The 1,265-nt window shown below is 32.0% G+C and carries 3 protein-coding genes; 1 reads left to right on the top strand and 2 read right to left on the bottom strand.

Annotated elements, in window-relative coordinates; genetic code table 11:
* On the bottom strand, positions 1-332 hold a 332-nt coding region (locus tag J576_RS19295; protein WP_033855754.1), incomplete at its 3' end, for an IS5/IS1182 family transposase.
* 336 nt (positions 333-668) lie between these two features.
* On the opposite strand from J576_RS19295, the gene J576_RS19290 reads away from it, so the two are divergent.
* A complete protein-coding gene (locus J576_RS19290) occupies positions 669-1,055 on the top strand; it encodes an AAA family ATPase (protein ID WP_033855753.1) in 387 nt (128 codons plus the stop codon).
* A gap of 17 nt (positions 1,056-1,072) precedes the next feature.
* Here J576_RS19290 and J576_RS19285 read toward each other — a convergent pair.
* On the bottom strand, positions 1,073-1,265 hold a 193-nt coding region (locus J576_RS19285; RefSeq protein WP_033845067.1), incomplete at its 5' end, for an integrase core domain-containing protein.

Below are 1,265 nucleotides of genomic sequence, written 5' to 3'. Positions count from 1 at the left end.
TTCTCATAGCTAATTTGAATATCAATCTGCTTTTGTCTTCTACAAAGCGTACTGTAATCTGGTGCTGCCCAATTTAATCCGCAAAGGTTAATCAGACTTTGAACAAAACCTGTGACCATACGTAAAGAGAGTCTGAATAAAGATTTGATCATTAAACAGCATTGAATAGCGGTGTCAGAGTAAGTTTGATTTCGACCATGCTTGCCTTGTGATTGTGCATACCACTGGGTCTTTGGATCGAACCAAATGGCAATATTCCCACGATTAATGAGAGCTCGGTTATATGCGGGCCAATTGGTTGTGCGGTAGATTTTTTGTGTAGGCTTCTTCATTTGAAAATTATATTGCTGAAGAAGCCCTTAAGAACAGCTTTGTGCAACAAAGCCGTTTGTTAGTGAAAAGATTTCTAAAGCTTATATTTTAAAATTTTTTAAAATATATTAAATTCCTCATCAATAGATTTTGTAAATTTAAGTGATAAAAATACTTTATAAATTGGAACTTGGTTTGATGTTGGCTTTAATAAATTTACTTCAATTAATTGAAATAATGGGTGATGCCCAATATCCATTAAAACTGTTTTTTGCGAGTTGTCATAGTAAACTTGGAAACAATGAAATTGTTAATCTTTATCAATGTTATATATTTAATTTTAGGGACAAATATTTATGATTAAACTTAAAAATATTGAGATATTAAAATATAAGTCATTTACAACTCCTCAATCAATAAACATTGAGGAAGATATAACTGTTTTAGTAGGAATGAATGAATCGGGAAAAACTTCTGTTTTAGAATGTTTAGCTAAAACTAATTATTTTGAAGATGATGAAAAGTTTAAATTTAACGAAACGTTAGACTATCCTCGAAAAGAACTAAAAAGTATCAGTAAGTCGGATAGCAAACCTAAAGCAATTATTTGCACTTATCATATTTCAGATGAACTAATTGGCTTAATCGAAAATAGGTTAGGTAAAGGAACTTGGCAAGGAAGTAATGAAATCACCCTAAAGAGGTGGTCCCACATGTTTGAACAACTAAAAGCTTATTTATAAGTGATACTCTGCTCTAGTTAAGCTACCTTATTTTGTTGTGGTAGCTGGTCATAGTAAAACTCATCTGGAGTCATTTTGTCCAGACTCGAATGAGGTCGTTTCAAATTATAAAATTCAAAATATGCGTTTAATTGCTTCTTCGCATCCAAAACATTGCTGTAGGCTTTGAGATACACCTCTTCATATTTAACGCTCCGCCATAATCGTTCA

Origin of the sequence: Acinetobacter sp. 766875, assembly GCF_000582055.1 — a bacterium.
GTDB lineage: Bacteria > Pseudomonadota > Gammaproteobacteria > Pseudomonadales > Moraxellaceae > Acinetobacter > Acinetobacter nosocomialis.
Note: the sequence above shows the minus strand (reverse complement) of the source record. Positions and strands in the feature narration are given on the sequence as shown.

Bases quoted from the DNA above. Each gene is read 5' to 3' on its own strand.
- J576_RS19290 (WP_033855753.1), top strand. From the start codon at position 669: ATGATTAAACTTAAAAATATTGAGATATTAAAATATAAGTCATTTACA.